The sequence below is a fragment of the Nocardia jinanensis genome (assembly GCF_014645735.1).
Lineage (GTDB): Bacteria > Actinomycetota > Actinomycetes > Mycobacteriales > Mycobacteriaceae > Nocardia > Nocardia jinanensis.
Map to the genome: position 1 here is coordinate 189,462 of NZ_BMMH01000002.1, position 18,751 is coordinate 208,212.

Consider the following 18,751-nt stretch of genomic DNA (forward strand, 5'->3'; position numbering starts at 1 on the left):
GAAGGTTCGAGGTCAGAGCCCACGGGCGATGAGATCCTTCATCACCTCGTTGCTGCCGGCCAGGATGCGCAGCACCCGGGCGCCCGTGTACAGCTGCGAGATCGGGTATTCGGTCATGTAGCCGTAGCCGCCGAAGAGTTGCAGACAGCGGTCCACGACGATACCGAGCTGATCGGTGGACCAGTACTTGGACATGGCGGCCGATTGGATATCGAGCTCCCCGCGGAGGTGGCGGGTGATGCAGTCATCGAGGAATACGCGGTTGGTCCGGGCGATGGTCGCGCATTCGGCCAGTTCGAACTTGGTGTTCTGCATGGCGAACAGCGGTTTGCCGAAGGCCTCGCGGCCCTTGGTGTACTCGACGGTCAGCTCGACCGCGCGTTCCATCATCGCCACCGCCATGATGGCGGTGACCAGCCGTTCCTGGGCCAGCAGCTGCATCATCTGATAGAAGCCCTGCCCCTCGGCGCCGCCCAGCAGGTTCGTGGCGGGCACTCGCAATCCGTCGAAGAACAGTTCGGCGGTGTCCTGGCCCTTTCCGCCGATCTTGGACAGGATCCGGCCGCGATCGAACCCGGGGGTGTTGTCGTCGACCTCGGCGAAGATCAGCGAGACACCGGCCGCGCCCTTCTCCGGGTCGGTCTTCGCGGCGATGATGATGCCGTCGCAGAGCCAGCCGTTGGAGATGAAGATCTTCGAGCCGGTGATCACGTAGTCGTCGCCCTCGCGGACCGCGCGGGTCTTGATCGCCTGCAGATCCGACCCGGTGCCGGGCTCGGTCATTCCGATGGACAGCACCATCTCGCCGCCGGCCGCCTTGGGCAGGATCCGCTTCTTCAGCTCATCGGAACCGAATTCGGCCAGATACGGCGCGATGATCGAGCTGTGCACCGGAATACCCAGCGCACCGTCGCCGGCACGCACCTGTTCTTCGATGATCGCCGCCTCGTGGGCGAAGGTACCGCCCCCACCGCCGAATTCCTCGGCGACCGCGGGGCAGAGCAGGCCGAGTTCACCGGCGCGACGGTAGAGCGCCTTGTCCGGATGGCCCTGCTCGACGAACTTCTCCTCGTGCGGCACCACTTCCTTCTCGAAGTAGTTGCGCGCGAGTTCCCGTACCGCCTCGACTTCGTCGTCGCTCCATGCGGGGCGTGCCATATCCGCGTCCTCTGTTCGTGATCACCCAGCCCGGCACCGACGCACCGGGTCGTCCGGCAACGACTTTCCCGCACTATTGGCGCGATGTCAACGAAGCGGGATCCCACTGCTGGGGGCCCGCGGGAGCCCGGCTTCGGTCACAGCCCCCGGTTTTGCCACAATGGTGGCCACGCTTTCCCAGCTCACGAAGGAAAACCCCCGCACCGATGGCCGAGCCCAGTATCGACCCGACCGACCTAGCCACCTGTTTGCGCGTACTCGACCAGGCCGGACAGCTGGACCCCGGCCATCCGGATTCGACCACCGTGCAGCGCGCAGTCGGCCGGATGTTCAAGGAGCTCAAACGGCAGCGCCGCATCTCCGCCCGGCAGGAGAAAGTCACCGCGGACCGCGCGGTGGTGGCGGCCACGGCCACCGGTTCGCCGAACCGGATCGACGACGAGACCGCGGGAATCCCGATCAGTTCCGTCACCGCCGGCGGATCCGCCGGGACACTGCTCCGGGCGCGCGGCTGCTATATCTGCAAAGAGAAATACACCCGGGTCGACGCGTTCTACCATCAGCTGTGCCCGGACTGCGCGGCCATGAGTCACGAACGGCGCGACGCGCGCACCGATCTGACCGGCCGGCGCGCGCTGCTCACCGGTGGACGCGCCAAAATCGGTATGTACATCGCGCTGCGGTTGCTCCGCGACGGCGCGCACACCACCATCACCACGCGGTTCCCCAACGACGCGATTCGCCGGTTCGCCGCCCAGCCCGACAGCGCCGACTGGCTGCACCGGCTCCGCATCGTCGGGATCGACCTGCGTGATCCCGCCCAGGTGGTGGCGCTGGCCGATGACGTCGCAGCCCAGGGACCGCTCGATATCCTCATCAACAATGCCGCCCAGACCGTGCGCCGCTCCACCGGCGCCTACAGTGCCCTGGCCGCCGCCGAGGACGGACCACTCCCGGCGGGTCAGCTGCCCGAGAAGGTGACCTTCGGCCAGACGACCCGCGCGCACCCCATGGCGCTCACCGCCTCGCTCACGCCGAGCCTGTCCGGGGCCGACGTGGCCGAACTCGCGCTCGTCGCGGGGTCGGCGACGCCCGAACGTATAGCCCGCGGAGTAGCGATCGACGCCGGGGGCCTGGTTCCCGACCTCGCCCACACCAACAGCTGGGTGCACACCGTGGGCGAAGTCGACCCCACCGAACTGCTGGAGGTCCAGCTGTGCAACTCGGTCGCACCGTTCATCCTGGTCTCCAGGTTGCGTCCCGCCCTGTCCGCGGCCGCCGCGCGCCGGAAATACGTCGTGAACGTTTCGGCGATGGAGGGGCAGTTCTCCCGGGGCTACAAGGGTCCCGGGCATCCGCACACCAATATGGCCAAGGCGGCGTTGAACATGCTCACCCGCACCAGTGCGAACGAGATGTTCGGCAGTGACAACATTCTCATGACCGCGGTGGACACCGGCTGGATCACCGACGAACGCCCGCACTACACCAAGATCCGGCTCGCCGACGAAGGTTTCCACGCACCACTGGACCTGGTCGACGGCGCGGCGCGGGTCTACGACCCCATCGTGCGCGGCGAAGCGGGCGAAGACCTCTACGGCTGCTTCCTGAAGGACTATCGGCCGTCCCCGTGGTGAATTCGGTGCCCTGGTTCGATCGAGCACATACCCTGGAAGGGTGTGGTATCGGCTGGTCGCGGATTTCATCGCCATCGTGCATCTGCTGTTCATCGGCTATGTGGTAGCGGGTGGCTATCTGGCCTGGCGTTTCCCGCGCACCGTCTGGGCACACGGGGCCGCCGTGGCCTGGGGGTTCGGCACGATATCGGTCGGTTACGACTGCCCGCTCACCTACGCGGAGAACTGGGCGAGGCAGCGCGCCGGCGTCGCGGGACTGCCGTCGGAGGGCTTCATCGACCACTACCTGACCGGGGTCATCTATCCCGAGAACATGCTCACCGAGGTGCAGGTACTGGCGGCCGCCGCTGTGCTGGTCTCGTGGGTGGGGCTGTGGTGGCGCGCCCGGCGCCCACAGGGTCCGGCCGCGCGGGTCGCGGGTTGAGCACACGCCCCGCACGGTGACAGTGTGATGAAAATCGCTGTGCCATTGCGTGACCGGAAGTTCGCCGGGCACGCGGACCAGTACTCTCGGTGCCGTGGACGTGGGCGCACGGCTGGTCCGTGATTACGAAGACGGGGCCGGCGTCGGCGAATCGGCTCCGGCGGACTGGCCCGACCCGGGGCAATACCTGGCCGCCACTCTGCCGGTGTGGGGACTGGCCGCGGGATCGGTACAGGCGTTCATCGCGGCAGCGGATCGGTATCGGGAGGCCGGCGGCATCGCACCGATCCGGCACCGGCTGAGCCCCGAACGGATCGCGGCGTCGTTCTCCAGCGACCGATTGCTGCGGATAGACGGCGCACCTGTCGGGGGTTTCGCGGATCTGTCCGGGTTCTTCCCCACCTTCGACGGGTGGGTGCGGACCCACGCCAACTATCCGCACCACCGCGCCCGGCTGCTGGCCGCACTCGAGCTGCCCGCCGACGCGCCGCGTGAACAGGCCGAAGCCCAGATCGCGATGATTCGCGCCGAGGATATGGAAGAGCTGGCGGCCGCGCGGGGCGCGATCGCGGTACGGGTCCGGGACGAGGCGCAGTGGCGGGCCACTCCTCAGGCTCCGGCGGCCGGCGCCGGGCCACTGGTGGCGGTGGCGGCACGCGAGGACCGGCGTCGCTACACCCTGCCGGTGTCGGGGACCCCGTATCAGCCACTACAGGGGGTGCGGGTGCTGGATCTGACCCGCGTGATAGCCGGTCCGGTGGCCACCCGGGCGCTGGCGCTGCTCGGTGCGGAAGTGCTGCGTGTGGACCCGCCGCTACTGCCGGAGATTCCGTGGCAATACACCGATACGTGCCAGGGCAAATACTCGACGCTGCTGGATCTACGATCGGCGGGTCTGTCGTGGGAGGGGCTGATGGACAGCGCGGACGTACTGGTCACCGGTTATCGGCCGGGGGCACTGGAACGACTCGGCCTCACCGGACGTCCCGGGCTCGTTCACGCTCGGGTGAGTGCCTGGGGATTCACCGGACCGTGGGCGGGCCGGCGTGGTTTCGACAGTATCGTGCAGGCAGCGACCGGTATCGCTGTGATCGAGGGGGCGTCCTCGGTGCCCGCGGCGCTGCCCGCTCAAGCGCTCGATCACGCCTCCGGTTATCTGCTCGCGGCCGGAATCGTCGATGGTCTCGCCGCCCGTGCAGACGACGGCCGTGGCCGGGACGTGCGCGTATCGCTGGCCCGGACAGCGACCTGGCTGCTGTCCGAACGAGGCCGCACACCCGGCCATCCGGCGCCGGCTGTACCCGGTCCGGGGACAACGGTGACTCACGGCAGGGTCGTCAGCGCGGCACCGGCGTTGGCGGAGTTCCCGGACTACCCTTTCCCGGCGCCGGGTTACGGTCGAGCCGAAGCCGGGTGGGCGAAGAAGGTAGTACCGGAGAATCATTGAGCACGGGAGACCCCGAGGCGCCGGGGAGCGCTCAGAGACCGGTCGCGAGTCGCACCACGACCTTGTCCTGGGTGACCTCCTGCACCGTCAGGTTCAGACCCTGCACCGATCCGGTCTCGCCCACGGGCACGGTGACCGGCTGACCTGCCACCGCCAAGGTGACGAGATTGCCTTCCACCGAGGTCAGTTCGGTATCCACACCCAGCACGCTGACCTTCGCTTCCACACCGCGATCGAATGTCACGGTGCAGCCGCTGACCTCGCATTCGCTTCGCGCTCCAGGCCCGGTGGCGGTGCAGGCGGACACCCCCAGCGACGCGGCGGCAACGAGTAGGCAGGCGGCGGTCAGCCGTCGAACAGACATGCGGACAGTGTAGGGAGTACATCGGAACTCGCCACCGGAACCGGGCGAACCGCCCTTACCAAGGCAGGCGATGGGCACGGATCTCTGCCAGCGACAGGCCGCGGCGACGACGGGCGAGCGCGCGCAATGCGCTCGCGTTGACATAACCGACCTCACGGGCAACGGCTTCCACCGTCAGACCGGCGGTCCTGAGCAGCCGTCCGGCACGGTCCAACCGGATATCGTCGGCGAAATCCTTGGGCGACATACCGAGCGCCGCCCGCGTGGCTCGTTGCAGACTACGTTCGGTGACACCGAGCTCACGCGCCGCGGTGGAGATCAGGAAATGTTCCGAAATATGCTCGCGCACCCAGCGTTCGTAGCCGACGACGAGCGGGTTACCCCGGGCAACGACCTCCGGGATCGCGTAAGGAGCCTGACTGGTGCGATCCTCGACCGCGAGGTAGCGCCTGGCATACTCCGCCAGCTCCGGGCTGGTGCGGTAGACCAGGGACAGCGCCATGTCCATATGGGACAGCGACGCACCGGCCGTCGTCACTCCGTCACCGTGGCAGACGATACTTCTCTCGTCGAGGTCTACCCCGGGATAGCGACTCCGGAAGCTGGAGCCCAGCCACCAACTGGTGGTCGCCGGCATGCCCTCCAGCGCCCCCGCCTCCGCCAAGAAGAACGTTCCGGTGCACGCCGCGGCGAGGTGCACTCCGCGCGCACGCGCACTGCGGATGTGGTCCACCAGCCACGCGTTGTCGGGCGCGGATACGAGCTCGACCAGCGGATCGGGGTCCAGCACGTTCACGGCGGCGACCGCCACGGCATCGAAGGGCGTGGAGATCTCGCTCAACGGGGTGGTCTGCACCAGGTTTCCGCTTCCCGACCGCACCGATTCACCCAGGGACACGGTGCGGACGTTCCACGCGGCAGGCGGATTGTCCAGTTCTCCGCGCAGGGCGTTGGCTGTGCTGAACACACCGAGTAGAGCGCCGAGGCCGAGTTCACCCACACCGTCCACCACGAAAATGCCCACATTCACGCCCGCAGGATACGGCGCAACACCGCTACCACGAAACCGGACGGTCCGATTAACGCTCGGCGAGGCGCCGGCCCAAGCCGACACGATGTCGCAAACGCATCTCTTCCTGTCGCTTCCGCCCCTCGGCTCATCCCTGCGCGACCCGTAGCGTGAGAGGCCACGGCTCCGGCGCGCCAAAGCGACCGTGCCGTAGTTCGTGTGAGTATCGGAGACCGAGGGTGAACAGCCGACCATGACCACTGCGCAACCTCTCGACGCTGCGCTCCGTCTATCCGAGCTGTGCCGTTGCTCTACATGCACCTCACACTCACCTGGGAAATCCGCGAGCGGCCACGCCTGAGAATCCCGCAGTCTTCAAAGGCCAATCAGCGTTCGCGGTGATCCGCTCTGCGACCCGTCCCTCGGCCCCGGTGTACGAAGGCATGGTTGCGGCGCCGAGGGGTGCGCCGCAACTTTGCGTTCGTACACACAGCTCAGCGGATATCGTGCCCGCAGAGCCACCACCGGTTTCCGGGCACCCAGCTAAACGACCTGTAAGGACTGCTCGGCGCTCACCTCTTCTGCGCGCAACCATGCTTACCGTTGACCCGGAAACGCTGATCGGCGCTATCCGTCATCGATCACACGGGCGAACGCCCGACCGCAGGAGCACGCACACAAATGAAGCATCATCGCTGGATTGCGCCGGCCGCTGTGCTGGGCGCGTGTGCGGCAACGCGAGCATGGAATTCTTACCGGCGGCCCTGGCGAGTCCCGACCGGTTACCACCCTGGTCCCCTGTTCTTGGAGGGTGCCGATGCCATCCCGATGCTCGGATACGCGACTCGTCTGCGCGATTTCGCCACACGGCCGGTAGAGATGATCGACCGTGCTTCCCGACGGCACGGTGAGGTGGTGACCATCCGGATTCCGGGCCGCTACGACCTCACCTATCTCAACCACCCCGATGGTTACCACACCGTTCTGTCGCTGCCCACCGACCACGGTTCGGTGGGCCCTGTGCTCGGACTGGTACCGACCGTGGGGTTCTGGTTTCCGCGAAACGGACGTGACCCGGATTCACTGCAGGCACTCGGAATCGTGGGTAAACGCATTCTCGCCGGCTTCCTGGCGCCGGACCGAGCCGCCACCGTGAGCACGATGATCCCCCCGATCCTCGATGCGCATCTGCGCGGATGGCCGGAGGTGACAGACCTGGCCACGCACCTCTACCCCGCCGTATACGAAATAGCCGGACGCTATTTCACCGGCGACCGATTCTGGGATCGTTACGGCGCCCGACTCGTTCCTCTGCTCCGCCCGATCGCGGAAGAGATCGATGTTCCTCGCGCTGCGCTCGCAGCCACCCCGCTGTACCGGTTCATGCCGGAGTACCACGCCACCGGAAAACTCGACGCGCTGCTGACCCGCGCACTGCGGGATATGCCGGACGTACCGTTCATTCAGGAGATCCGTGCCGCCGGGGTCGGCGACGCGGATCTGACATGGATGATGATGTACGTCCTGTGGAACGCGGTGACCTATCCCGGCAGCTACACCTTGTGGACCCTGGTGGATATCCTCGCCGACCCACGCATTCGCCGCGCGATCGCCGAATCGCCCGATCGCGAGGAGTATCTCGGCTGGTGCGCATGGGAGACGATCCGCCTCAATCCTGTATCGGCTCTCATCCGCTGGTTGCAGAAACCACTCACCTACACCGCCTCGGACGGCACCCGGTACTACATTCCGGAGAACACGATCGTCGGCGCCTTCCCCTATCTACTCAACCGGGATCCGCATCGGTGGCCGGAACCCGACCGATATCTTCCGGAGCGATTCCGCGATATCCCTTCGCCGCGCACGGCGTTGTTCGGCACCGGACCGTTCGGATGTGTGGCCGGTGAGTTCTCCCGGCGGCTCATCGCCGGTGTCTGCGGACATCTGCTGGACGACCGGTCGGTGGAACTGATGGCCCCGGTTCCGGCGAAGGTATGCCGGGTACACCTCACCTACCCGTCCACACCCATATGGGCCCGGATCGTTAACGGCGCAGGAGATGCCGATTATGTGGCACGGGGAACATCCGAACATCTCCGCCGATCGACCTGAGCGAAAACCGAAGAAAGAACCGCGATGACCACCGAAGCCGAACCAGCCCTTGTCACCGAGAAACCACCCGCCGCCGGACTGCGCACAGGTCTGCTGCGTGACCCCTTCCGCTATCTCATGGACGCCGCCGCCCGCCATGAAGGGCTGGTCAGGATCGGCCCCCGCCCGCTGCACATCTATGTCGTGAGCCACCCCGACTACATCCGGCGAATTCTGGTCACCAACGCGGCCAACTACCCGAAAGGCTCGATGATGGCGCCGTTCCGGGCCGCGTTGGGCAACGGCCTGGTCACCAGTGAGGGCGACTATTGGAAGCGGCAGCGGCGGCTCATGCAGCCCGCGTTTCACAACGAACAATTGCAGGCCATGGAATCCCACATCACGGGATGTGTCGAACGTGCGGTCGAACGTTGGCATCATGCCGCCGAGCAGGGTGTACCGGTCGATATCCTGGACGAGGCGATCCAGCTCAACGTCGAGATCGTGCTCGGCGCGCTGTTCAGTACCTCGATCGACAGCCCGCGCGCCGAACGTCTCCGCGCACTCACCTCCCAGGTATTCGTCGGGCTGGCGTCGAAAGTGTGGACCTTCTTCCTCCCGCGCCGGCTTCCGTTACCGGGCGCGGCGGCCTATCGACGCGCTGTGACCGCACTCGATACCGAGGTATACCGGATCATCACCGAACGCCGGGCCACCGAAAACCGGCCCCCGGATCTCCTCGGTCTGCTGCTCGACGCCGAAGACACCGAAACCGGTGAGCGAATGAGCGATCGTCAACTGCGAGACGAGATCTTCACCCTGTTCATGGCCGGCTACGAAACCACTGCCACCGCGACGACCTGGATCTCCTACGAACTCGCCCGCAACCCCGAAATCGCCGAGGCCGTGGTCGGCGAACTCGGTCGGCTCGGCGTCGACGGCCCGCCCGACTTCGCCACGCTACCCCGGCTCGAATACCAGCGCCGCGTCATCGACGAGGCGTTCCGGCTGCACCCACCGTTCCCGATCTGGTTCCGCGGCACCCTCGACACCGATGTCCTCGGACCGTACCGGCTCCCGAAAAATGCGAAGATCATCGTGAATCCGCATATCACCCACCGCGATCCGCGATTCTGGGCCGATCCCGAGAAGTTCGACCCCGACCGGTTCTCTCCCGAACGGTTCGACTCCACGGTTCGGCACGCCTATTACCCCTTCGGCAAGGGCAGCCGGATATGTATCGGGGAACGTCTGGCGGTCACCATCACCCAGATGGTCGTGACGGAACTGGTTCGCAATTTCGAATTCACGCTATCGGAGGGTTTCGAGGTGATTCCACAGTATGTGGTCACCTGTCAGCCCAAGGGAGGGCTGCCACTGGTGCTCCGGGAGCGCTGAGTGGATGAGCATTCCACGACGGGTGAGCAGCGCGCCGGGAGAAGCCGATCCACAGCCCGCGCCGCGGCACATCGAGGGTTCACGAAAAAGGTCAGCAGGCGCGGCGCCCTGACACTTGCCGCAGTTGTCGCGGCCGGACTGGGTGCGAGCAGCTGCTCCGCCCCCGAGACACGGATCCGGCTGGGTACCGCGCAACCCGGTGGTCAGTTCCACGAGTTCGCTCGTGCGCTCGCGGCCGCCGCCCAGGCGCACAGCAGGATACAAATCGAGCCGGTCGTCACCGAAGGATCGTTGACGAACCTGCGCCTCTTGGCGAACGGGGAGATCGATGCCGCGCTCACACTCGCCGACGCAGTACACCCGGATGGTCGTGCGCCGGCGATCGGGCGAGTGTACGAATGCTATATCCAGGTCGCGGTGCGGCCCGCCAGCCCGATTCTGCATCTGACGGACTTACGCGGTCGGCGAGTCGATCTGGGATTGGTCGGATCCGGCTCCGCCGCGACCGGCGAGCAACTGTTGCGGACCGCCGGTCTCACGCCCGGAGTCGATATCGCCGTCGAGCATCGGCGACTCGCCACGGCGGTACAAGCCCTGCAGCGGGGGGAGGTCGACGCGATCCTCTGGGGCGACGAGGTACCCACCCCGGCATTCGAGCAGCCGATGCGGCTGCGGCTGCTCGACCTCGCCGAATGGGTAGCACCGATGTACCAGGGCTCCGGCTACCCGTACGACACGCTATCTGTTCCCGCGAGTACCTACCCGGGGTCCGCAGCGGTGGATACCGTCGGCGTCCCGACTCTGCTCCTGGCGTCGGCCGAACTGGCCGACCACGCTGTAACCTGTCTCGCCGAACTTCTGATCAACCAGGGTGACCTGCTGGTTCCCTTACACACCATAGGATTTCAGTTCCTGGACCGGCGCTGGCTCGTCGGCACCGGCCGGGTACCGCTGCATCCCGCCGCAGCGGCCTACTATCGGGCCGGACACGGATGATCAGCGCTTGTCCTGCGTTGTCCACGCCGGGACGCGGACAACGACCCGGAGACCGCGCGGTTCCTCCGATTCGACAGATAGGTCTCCACCGTGCTGAGTCGCGAGAGCAACCGCGATCGATAGGCCCAGCCCGGTCCCGCCTGCCGACGCCGACGCCCCGCGGAAGAAACGATTCACCAGCTGATCCAACTCGGCAGGAGAAACCCCCACCCCGTTGTCGGCCACCGATATCCGCACGTGTTTCTCCACGGTCTCGATGGTGACCCGGGTTGCCGCGCCGGCTCCCGCATACCGCGACGAGTTGCTCAGGGCGACATCCAGAATCTGGTCCAGTACCTGGCCCGGTATCGCGACCATCAGATCGTCCGGCACCGACGAGAAATGAACGCCCAAGGTCATTTCGGCCGCGTCGAAGGCAGGTTGCCATTCGTCCACTCGATCGGTCACCACATGACGGACCGAGCATTCGCTCGGCCAATCCCCGTCTGGGTGGGCGGCAGCGAACCCCGTAGGCGTCTCGGCGACAGCCAACCGGAGCAAGCCGTCCAGCACCGACGAGAGCCGGTCCACTTGATAGCTCGTGCGGCGATACGCGGCCGCACCTTCCTCGGGAATGAACCGTTCGAGCGACTCCAAGCGGATCGCCAAGGCCGCCAGCGGGTTCCGGATCGCGTGTGCTGTGTCGGCGACCAATTGCCGCTGGGCATCCACCGACTCGGTCACTGCCGAGGCCATGGAATCGAAGGACTGCGCGAGCATCCGGACCTCCGGCGGCCCACTGTAGTGCCGCTGCATGGCTCCCGCCGTCACCGTCGCAGCCGGTCTCGGCAACGAGGCCGTCAAGTACCGAACCGAACTGGACAACCGCATCATCGGGCCGAGGATCCAACGGCTCAGCAGCACCGCCGCGATGGCGAACACCGCCAGCGCCGTCCAGGACAGGATCGTGATGACGGCCAGTCCGTCTTCGATGTCCTCGATCGCCTCGCCGGTGGAAGCTTCGATGAGCACCGCACCTTCGATCCGCACACCTCGACCCACGGGAACCGCTATCAACATCGTCTCCGGATCCCCCGGACGCAGCCGGTGCGGGGGCTGCCTGGCATGCCGATTCCGGCGCGCCTCGGTCAGCATTGCTATCACGGCCGGATCGTCCGACGGCACCCCGAGGTTCGCCATTTCGCGACCCGCGGAATCGACTACCATCACGGCGTCACCGTAGAGGTCGTGATATCGCCGCATGGCCAGGACCAACGATTCGGTATTCCCGGACGTTATCGCTTCCGCAGCGAGATCACCGAACCACTCGGCATCGACATACCTACTGAACCACAGCTCCTGGGTTCGTCCTGTCGCCGACGACGCTCCCAGCGGGAAGGCCAGCCCGGCCACCGTCAGCGCGGCCATGATCACCAGGATCGCCACCAGGCGGTTGCGCATGCCCACCGGCGCTCACGAACCCCACCGGTACCCGAACCCCCGGATCGTGGTGATCAGTCCCGGCCGGCCCAACTTGTGCCGCAGGGTGGAGATGTGCACATCCAGTGATCGAGACACAGCCAGGAACGCGTCGCCCCACACCTGGTCCATCAGCATCTCTCTGCTCACCGCACAGCCGGGGCGGCCGACCAGGACTTCCACCAGTTCGAATTCCTTCTGGGTGAGGTCGACTCGGGAATCACCGACCGTCACCTCACGCGCACCCAGGTCCACTCGAACATCACCGGTGACGACGACTCGATCGGCCCCGGCATGGTCGATCGGATTGGCTCGTCGGACCACGGCCTCGAGCCTGGCGATCAATTCGGCGACCCGCGGCGGCTTCACCAGATAGTCGTCGGCGCCGATACGCAGACCACGCACCACACTGCGTTCGTCATCGCGTGCGGTGAGGACGACCACCGGGACAGAACTCACCTCCCGCAGCTTGCGCAGGATGTCCAGCCCATCACCGTCGGGCAAGCCGAGGTCGAGGATCACCGCGTCGTAATTACGGTGCCCGAGAAGAAGATCCGCTCCACGGGTCTTACGCTCGGCGCGGTAGCCGTACTCCTCGAGTACCTCGACCAACGCGTCGCCGACATCGTCATCGTCCTCGACGACACCGAATCGAATCCGCCGGCCTTCCGGTGACCCGATGCCGGCCGCCGATTCGGCGTTCCTTGCACTGTTCGGCCTGCCTGCCGCGTCTCCGGTCACGAACACATACTCCTTCGGGCAAGGACGAGTCACCGTCGAATCGATCGAATACACTGGCACCCATCTTCCCCGGATCGGGCTACCGGGAAACCGGTTGACCCCATCCGTCTCCGTGGCCATGTGCATTGCGGGCCGCAGCGGACGCCGATCCGTCGATTCTCGACCGAGGACACGTCATCAGTCTGCAACATCCAACGCCTCACTGCGTCCTCATTTCCCCGAGATTGTCCAGAGTTTACCGCCGGTTGACATCCCCACAGTGGGGGAATCCGAGGTCAGGCGATCAATGTGGCGCGGGCGGTATCGGTGATCCACAACGGAAGACGCGGCGCGATCCGCTCCAGTAGCATCCGCGCACGACCTCCCTCGGCCGCGGCGAACTCATCCGCGGTAATTCCGACCACCTGCAAGAACTGCAGTTCTCCGTGAGGTGTATCAATTGTCCCGAGCTCGGGGTCTTCGATGAATGTGAGGCCGCGAATCGCACTCTCCGGGCGGTCCGGGTCGATCCCAGCGCTCACCTTCATCGTATGCCCCGGCTCGAACCATTTTCCCGAGTCGAGGATATATCGGCCGAGGCTCTGCAGTAGTCCGGCCGGCCACAATGGCGGAGATGAGCCGTCCGCAATACGCACGACCCGGACAGTGAGCTCGAATCCCCAACCCGATATCTCCGAATTCGTGGATTCCTTCTCGTACAGCTCCGATAGCCCATAACCGATGTAGTGCCAGTGCGGAGAAGGGGAATTCATGGGATAAATGCTGATTCCGTCGAGCGGGTCGGGACCACCGAGCCGCCAGGGGTGCTCGGTCCCCAGGTGGAATGGCGCACCATATCCGTACAAGCCGGATAGAGCTCGATCAATTGCGTCCCAACCTCGCGAATCGCCCACCGGCAGTAGGGTACTCGACCGACCGGTCCATACCAAGGAATGTGAGGTCAGCACCGTGTAAATCCCGATCGAACCCAGGACGGCCACCGCGGATATATCCACGAATCAGCGCGGTGAGTATCGGTCTCGGCGCAGCGCAGATCGCGCCGCCGGAAACCCGTCCCCGATCGCGATGGGCGCCCACATGCCGCCGAAAGACTCCATCCCGCCGGTGTGCTCCAGCCCGCGCGGGTCACACCGAACCGGCGCCATACCGCGCTCGGAGATCTTTATCCGGAGATCACGATTCTGGGCAATCAATAGGAAACTCGCCACCAATGCGCTAACCTCTCACTGTTCGTGACACGGTCTGTCCCACATTGTGTCGACAGGCCGATTCAGTGATATCGAGGAGCGCAGCGACCCATGTTCGGCAGCGCTGCCCGCACGACAATTGTCGATCGGCGAAGAATGCTCCATCTGGCTGCTGCGACCGTAGCATTCGCCGCGGCCGCATGTGGCGGCAACGCACCCCACCGGATCCAGCTCGGCTCCGGACTCGCCGGCGGGTTGTTTCATGAATTCGGAAACACCCTGGCCGAAGCAGCCGAGCGCTCCCCGACAGTCCGGATAACCCCCGTGCCTACCGCCGGATCGGTGAAAAACCTCGAAATGCTGGCGAGCGGCGGCCTCGACGCAGCTCTGACACTCGGCGATACCGCCGTAGCCACCGGCACCCGGGGCCTGGCAGTGGGCCGGCTCTACGAGACCTACATCCACCTGGCGGTACCCATCGACAGTCCCGTCCAGCACATCGGCGAGCTACGGGGCGCCCGGGTGGATGTAGGAGTCGCCGGGTCGGGCGCCGCTCTCACCGCGGAGCGGTTGTTCCGGACCGCCGGTCTGGAACTCGGTATCGATATCACGGTGTACCACCGCGAGTTGTCCGAAGCTGCGGCAGCGCTCGCTTCCCGGACTGTGGACGCGATCGTCTGGGGTGCCGGTGTTCCGACCCCCGGAATCGCGGCGCCGGCATCCATTCGGCTCCTCGATCTCGGTGACTGGGTGCAGCCGATCCGAGAGCAGTTCGGGTACCCCTACGACCGAGTGCCCGTTCCCGCGAACACCTATCCCGGAGTTGCCGGTTTCGAGACCGTCGGGGTACCGGTCCTGATACTCGTCACCCCCGATATCGCCGACAGTATCGTGGTCGCGCTTGCCGAACTCCTCCTGCACCACAGCGGCACACTCGTGCCCGAACGCGCACGCGGTTTGCAGTTCTTCGATCGCCGCTGGCTGGTGAACACCGGAAGTATCCCGCTACATGCCGCCGCGGCCTCCTACTACCGCAGTCAGCACGGCTGATCACCGGTATCCGCAGTCTCTCACCCACCGAAACCGGCGACGGCGGGCCCCGTGAATCCAACGGTCGATACACCGCCCTCGGTGGCGGACTCGTTGTCCGGAGCGCTGGTGCGGGAGGCCCACCGAAGGCCCCACCGGCACTCACCAGAGCGCGAAGGAATAGTCGCCGGTGACGATCAGATGCACCCCTACGGCAATACCCGCCGCGGGGAACGCGATCCACGGCACGTTCGCACCGAAGTCGAATACCCGCGACCGCTCACCTTGTGACGACGGTTCGTAGCGTCTCATCAGCGCGGCCGAGAAATGCGTGATGGTCCCGTGAAATATCTGATAGAACACGACCGACATGGTCACCCCGAGCGCTGGTGCCGGCACCACCTGCCAGGTCATCATCACCAGAATGAACAGGACCGGTACCGTATTGATGAAGGCGTTACCGGTCTCGATCACGAAAATATAGGAACGACGATCCACGAAACCCGGTTCGTCCCGTGCGTGGAATGCCCAGGCACGCACCCAATACCGGGGGTCGAAACCGCCGTGGGGCGCCCGCGCGCGGAGAATATAACCGAGCTGAGCACCGGAGGACTCGTCCGAGCTCGCTATCCGCTGATATTCGGCCTCGATCCGTGTCGAGAATGCGGCGAGATCAGTGCCGCAATATATATCAGCAGGCTGGTGGCCAGAAACAGCGAGAGCGCCGCGACGATCCAGGACACCCCGCGAATCGTCCAATGAGCGAGAGTGCTCACCAGCCAGATTCCGGCGACAAGCGCGACCGGCGCACACAACACCGGGATTCCACGATCCGCCGACGGGCCCGTGCTCATGGCATCCGGCCTTGCTGCCGACAATCGACTCTCCTGCCGGATATTTACGCCCGGGCACATCCGGTTCCGGGGTCGATCGTATTCCCGGACCGCCCACCCGGCCCGCTGTTACCGGCCGTCTTTACACCTACCTGAGCTGTTCGCCGGGCTCGGCTGTGCAACCACCCGGGTCCGACGACGATGCGGTTCACCTACGGTGAGCCGGCGCGGTGTCGCCTCCAGCAGCATCCGATCGATATCGAGGAGGAACGCCGCGAGCAACGGCTCCAGCGCAGCGGGTGCGGTGCGCTGCAGCAACAGCGAATGATCACCCACGGCAACGACCAGCTCGCCGAAACGGACGCCACGGGTATCGGTCACCTCCCAGGCCGAATCCTGCACGCTGGTAACGGCGATGAAGGCACCGGGTGCATCGGCGGCGTCGTAGATCGTATAGCTGATCGTGCGACCGGCGCCGCGATCTGCCTCGACACGCCCCGACACCTCACCGGCATCGTTGTCGAGGTAGAGCACCCCGTATCCGGTACGAATCCGGAACTGTGTACCACCGGAGCCGGTGAGCGCCACCATACGGCGGCGTGACCTGCGCCCCGACCACATCTTGCGGCCGGAGCTATCGCGTATGTCCCGGCCGCGTCGGATCCACAGGTGCTGTTCGGGGCTCACCGCCGCGCGAAGCACCCGGGCCCGGCGTCTACTCCGAACCATGACCACCGCGATCGTCGCGCACGCTGCCAGCAGCGCCGAGTCGACCACGATCGCCCACAACAATCGAATCCACAGACCGGCCATCCGCTCCTTGTAGGCACCCACTACCGGGGCGACCCGCACGCCGATCAGCTCTCCCACATCGGAGCGGTTCGCTTGCGCGACAGCCCCTGATTGCCGAGTCCCGTCCGGCAGCGTCCAGCGCCCTTGGCACCGCGGGAACTTCTGGCCTGTGCAGCCCAGGACTTCCGCTTCCACCCTCGGTCCGGCGGTGAACGCGTAGAGCGCGAATCCGGCATAGCTGTTCGCCACCAGCAACGCGGCCACGGTCACACCGATCGCCAGCAGTCTCCGGGGGTGCACGAAAGGTTACCGCCGTTCGTCCCGGTGCCGGATAACCCGCAGGCCGGCTGCTTCGCCGATCCCCCCGCCGTCCTGAGCGACCACCATGATGCCCAGGTACAGGAATCCGAGCAGCCACCGGCCCACCGCGCGCCAGAAGCCCGAGCGGCGTGCGTCGGTCACCCGGACCACCCGCAGACCGAATACGAGTTTGCCGAGACTGCCCCGGAAGAGAACCGGGCCGAGCACATGATTGACGAACGACACGGCGAGCGCGCAGGCGATCACCATCGGCACGAAGATCGGATCGCCGAGCGAATACTGCAGGACACCGGCGACCAAGGCGACACCCGCTGAAGCGGGCACGAGGCAGTCGACAGTGGTGGCCCCGATCAACCGGCCCTCTCCTGCTGCCGGCGGCACCCAGCGCGCGGGCGTCCCCGTCCCGGGGCTCGAGGTACCGGCGTCGTAGCGTGCTGCGTTCACGTTTCCGATTCTGGCGGACCACCGGAGAAGGTACATCCTGGTCGCCCGCAAATTCACCTGCTGCACGGAGTTGTCGCAGGTAGCCAGCCGGATCAAGGGTATGTAAAAAGTCCCGGCCCGGGTCGCACCGACCCACCCGAAATATCCATGATTATGGTTTACCAGCGTGCTCTGGGCTCTATCCGCTATGCCCACTCACACTCCTCAGGAGGTCCGATGTCCCAGCCCGGGCAGCCGAATCCGCTGCCGCAGGCCGGTCAGCCCCTGGCGCAGCACCCATATGCACCGCAGGGGCAGCCGTACCCATCGCAGGGACAGCCGTACCCGATGCCGGGTCAGCCGTACCCTCCCGGTCCCCAGTGGGCACCGCCACCACCGCGTTCGGGTCGCGGCGGGGTCATGGCGGTGGTCGTGGTACTCGTCTTCGTACTGCTGGGCGGGGGTGGTGTCGGCGCGTACTTCCTGTTCGGCGCAAGCAGTTCGGACGACGGTCCCGTGGTGGACACCTCACGGGACCTCGCCGAGGCACCCATGGGGTGCGGACTGTTCACCGAGGCCGATATCGCGCTCTTGATCCCGGGCCGGTTCACCACCGAGCCGACCGCGATCGTCGGCGGTAACAAAGACTACGAGAACTCCGCACAATGCATGTACTCCAATCAGGGGATCGCCACCGGGTCGCTACCTGTGGCGTTCGTCAGCGTTACGACCCGGCTGCACAAGGCCGATTCCACGGAGTCCGGGGTCGACAAGGCGAAAGACGACCTGAGCCGTAAGACAGGCTCGCCGGCGGGTGTCCCCGGGGCCGACGACGACAAGTTCCGGGAGATCGAGAGCAGCCGTGACCGGGTGATCGCAGCCGAGATCTCCGTGCTCTACCGCAATGTCGTCATCACCATCCACTACACCCACTACGCGCTCGGCGAGAAACAGTTCACCCAACCACTGCTGGCCCTGTCCATCCTGGGGCTGGAGAAGCTGTGACCGTCGACCTCGACGGTCACGACGGCGGGGCGATCTCCTGGTGGACTCCGACCGCCGCCGAAAGGCGCTGTACCCATGCGACGACCGACAGCCTCATGATCCAGGACGAAAACCGTGACCGAACCCGACCTCCCGACCTTGATCCGGAGCACATCCCCGCGGTCTACACCTTCATCGACCCGGAGGACTGGACCGCGGGCAACTTCGACAGGGTCCAGACATACTGGGACTGCCACTGACGCCTGGCGTAGGAAGGCGCATACCGCAGGGGCCTCGGCACAACCCGATGCGGACAACCGCGTTCGCGACGATTCATTGATCAGCAGGCGTCACAGACGTCACCCCGGTGACCTTGCCCTCCGGATCCCATTCTCGGCCGAGGCAGGCTACACAGCCTTTCATTGCCGACGCCCTCACCGGAAACTTGTCCATGTGGCC

General features: G+C 65.8%; 18 protein-coding genes. 9 read left to right on the forward strand and 9 right to left on the reverse strand.

Annotation, left to right across the window (positions count from 1 at the left end; translation table 11 throughout):
- Positions 1–12 precede the first annotated feature (12 nt).
- The gene (locus IEY68_RS05520; RefSeq protein WP_058855382.1) at positions 13–1,158 is read right to left on the reverse strand and encodes an acyl-CoA dehydrogenase family protein; all 1,146 of its coding nucleotides are present in this window, start codon (positions 1,156–1,158) and stop codon (positions 13–15) included.
- 206 nt (positions 1,159–1,364) lie between these two features.
- Here IEY68_RS05520 and IEY68_RS05525 point away from each other — a divergent pair, with 206 nt between their 5' ends.
- The 3 genes from IEY68_RS05525 (at position 1,365) to IEY68_RS05535 (ending at position 4,666) form a co-directional block, all read left to right on the forward strand.
- Positions 1,365–2,795, forward strand: coding sequence for an SDR family oxidoreductase (locus tag IEY68_RS05525; protein ID WP_058855381.1), 1,431 nt, complete (start codon positions 1,365–1,367; stop codon positions 2,793–2,795).
- A 40-nt stretch (positions 2,796–2,835) separates the two neighbouring features.
- Positions 2,836–3,219 carry a DUF2784 domain-containing protein gene (locus IEY68_RS05530; protein WP_058855380.1) on the forward strand — a complete coding sequence of 128 codons (384 nt, stop codon included), beginning with the start codon at positions 2,836–2,838 and terminating at the stop codon, positions 3,217–3,219.
- A gap of 94 nt (positions 3,220–3,313) precedes the next feature.
- The gene (locus tag IEY68_RS05535; protein WP_082681440.1) at positions 3,314–4,666 is read left to right on the forward strand and encodes a CoA transferase; all 1,353 of its coding nucleotides are present in this window, start codon (positions 3,314–3,316) and stop codon (positions 4,664–4,666) included.
- Between the two features lie 31 nt (positions 4,667–4,697).
- Here the strand turns inward: IEY68_RS05535 and IEY68_RS05540 are convergent, their stop codons facing one another.
- Together IEY68_RS05540 and IEY68_RS05545 are read right to left on the reverse strand one after the other, a co-directional pair.
- Positions 4,698–5,030 (reverse strand): hypothetical protein, encoded by a 333-nt coding sequence (locus IEY68_RS05540; RefSeq protein ID WP_058855379.1) that lies wholly within the window; start codon positions 5,028–5,030, stop codon positions 4,698–4,700.
- A 55-nt stretch (positions 5,031–5,085) separates the two neighbouring features.
- Positions 5,086–6,060: a GlxA family transcriptional regulator gene (locus IEY68_RS05545; protein ID WP_058855378.1), complete on the reverse strand. Its 975-nt coding sequence runs from the start codon at positions 6,058–6,060 to the stop codon at positions 5,086–5,088.
- A 660-nt stretch (positions 6,061–6,720) separates the two neighbouring features.
- Between IEY68_RS05545 and IEY68_RS05550 the strand changes: the two genes are divergently transcribed.
- From IEY68_RS05550 to IEY68_RS05560, 3 genes are read left to right on the forward strand one after another with little or no spacing between them, the layout of a single operon-like run.
- Positions 6,721–8,151 (forward strand): cytochrome P450, encoded by a 1,431-nt coding sequence (locus IEY68_RS05550; protein WP_082681421.1) that lies wholly within the window; start codon positions 6,721–6,723, stop codon positions 8,149–8,151.
- Between the two features lie 24 nt (positions 8,152–8,175).
- Positions 8,176–9,528 carry a cytochrome P450 gene (locus IEY68_RS05555; RefSeq protein WP_058855376.1) on the forward strand — a complete coding sequence of 451 codons (1,353 nt, stop codon included), beginning with the start codon at positions 8,176–8,178 and terminating at the stop codon, positions 9,526–9,528.
- A complete protein-coding gene (locus IEY68_RS05560) occupies positions 9,529–10,524 on the forward strand; it encodes a TAXI family TRAP transporter solute-binding subunit (RefSeq protein ID WP_082681420.1) in 996 nt (331 codons plus the stop codon). It begins immediately after the preceding gene.
- Here the strand turns inward: IEY68_RS05560 and IEY68_RS05565 are convergent, their stop codons facing one another.
- The 3 genes from IEY68_RS05565 to IEY68_RS05575 all read right to left on the reverse strand — a co-directional run bounded on the left by IEY68_RS05565 (position 10,525) and on the right by IEY68_RS05575 (position 13,616).
- The gene (locus IEY68_RS05565) at positions 10,525–11,964 is read right to left on the reverse strand and encodes a sensor histidine kinase (RefSeq protein ID WP_058855375.1); all 1,440 of its coding nucleotides are present in this window, start codon (positions 11,962–11,964) and stop codon (positions 10,525–10,527) included. It abuts the gene before it with no gap.
- Positions 11,965–11,976: 12 nt separating this feature from the next.
- On the reverse strand, positions 11,977–12,639 hold the full coding sequence (locus tag IEY68_RS05570; RefSeq protein WP_058855503.1) for a response regulator transcription factor: 663 nt from the start codon (positions 12,637–12,639) through the stop codon (positions 11,977–11,979).
- A 359-nt stretch (positions 12,640–12,998) separates the two neighbouring features.
- On the reverse strand, positions 12,999–13,616 hold the full coding sequence (locus IEY68_RS05575; protein WP_058855502.1) for a suppressor of fused domain protein: 618 nt from the start codon (positions 13,614–13,616) through the stop codon (positions 12,999–13,001).
- Between the two features lie 450 nt (positions 13,617–14,066).
- Here IEY68_RS05575 and IEY68_RS05580 point away from each other — a divergent pair, with 450 nt between their 5' ends.
- Complete coding sequence (locus tag IEY68_RS05580) at positions 14,067–14,960, forward strand: TAXI family TRAP transporter solute-binding subunit (protein WP_058855374.1); 894 nt, start codon at positions 14,067–14,069, stop codon at positions 14,958–14,960.
- A gap of 141 nt (positions 14,961–15,101) precedes the next feature.
- On the opposite strand, the gene IEY68_RS05585 is transcribed toward IEY68_RS05580, so the two are convergent.
- From IEY68_RS05585 to IEY68_RS05595, 3 genes are all read right to left on the reverse strand, one after another.
- Complete coding sequence (locus IEY68_RS05585) at positions 15,102–15,413, reverse strand: hypothetical protein (protein WP_229718629.1); 312 nt, start codon at positions 15,411–15,413, stop codon at positions 15,102–15,104.
- Positions 15,414–15,901: 488 nt separating this feature from the next.
- Positions 15,902–16,864, reverse strand: a complete 963-nt coding sequence (locus tag IEY68_RS05590; protein WP_058855371.1) for a hypothetical protein — start codon at positions 16,862–16,864, stop codon at positions 15,902–15,904.
- A gap of 6 nt (positions 16,865–16,870) precedes the next feature.
- Positions 16,871–17,329 carry an RDD family protein gene (locus IEY68_RS05595; protein ID WP_189094064.1) on the reverse strand — a complete coding sequence of 153 codons (459 nt, stop codon included), beginning with the start codon at positions 17,327–17,329 and terminating at the stop codon, positions 16,871–16,873.
- A gap of 216 nt (positions 17,330–17,545) precedes the next feature.
- On the opposite strand from IEY68_RS05595, the gene IEY68_RS05600 reads away from it, so the two are divergent.
- The gene (locus tag IEY68_RS05600) at positions 17,546–18,313 is read left to right on the forward strand and encodes a hypothetical protein (protein WP_156426233.1); all 768 of its coding nucleotides are present in this window, start codon (positions 17,546–17,548) and stop codon (positions 18,311–18,313) included.
- A complete protein-coding gene (locus IEY68_RS05605; RefSeq protein ID WP_058855368.1) occupies positions 18,310–18,552 on the forward strand; it encodes a hypothetical protein in 243 nt (80 codons plus the stop codon). Before IEY68_RS05600 ends, IEY68_RS05605 begins: the two co-directional genes overlap by 4 nt.
- Positions 18,553–18,751: the final 199 nt, after the last annotated feature.